Genomic DNA, 323 nt, shown 5'->3' on the forward strand with positions numbered 1-323 from the left:
ACGCTCAAGCAGCTGGCCTACCTGCACGCCGGGGGCTTCGCGGCGGGCGAGCTCAAGCACGGCCCGATCGCGCTGATCGAGGGGGGTCTGCCGGTCGTCGTGGTCGTGCCGTCCCCGCGTGGGCGCTCGGTCCTGCACGACAAGATCGACTTCCTCATCCGTGGGATCCGGGCGCGTGGCGGCCGGACGATCGTTATCGCCGCGGAGGGTGACGAGGCGGTCGGGCCGTACGCCGACCACCTGATCCGCATCCCGGCCACCCCGACCCTGCTGCAGCCGCTGGTGTCGACCGTTCCGCTCCAGGTCTTCGCCTGCGAGCTGGC

The 323-nt window shown here is 71.8% G+C and carries 1 protein-coding gene; it reads left to right on the top strand.

Annotation, left to right across the window (positions count from 1 at the left end):
* Window positions 1-323 (top strand): SIS domain-containing protein (locus tag UK12_RS34640; RefSeq protein ID WP_045307198.1); only part of this gene is annotated, 323 nt, incomplete at both ends.

The sequence above is a fragment of the Saccharothrix sp. ST-888 genome (genome assembly GCF_000955975.1).
Taxonomy (GTDB): Bacteria; Actinomycetota; Actinomycetes; order Streptomycetales; family Streptomycetaceae; genus Kitasatospora.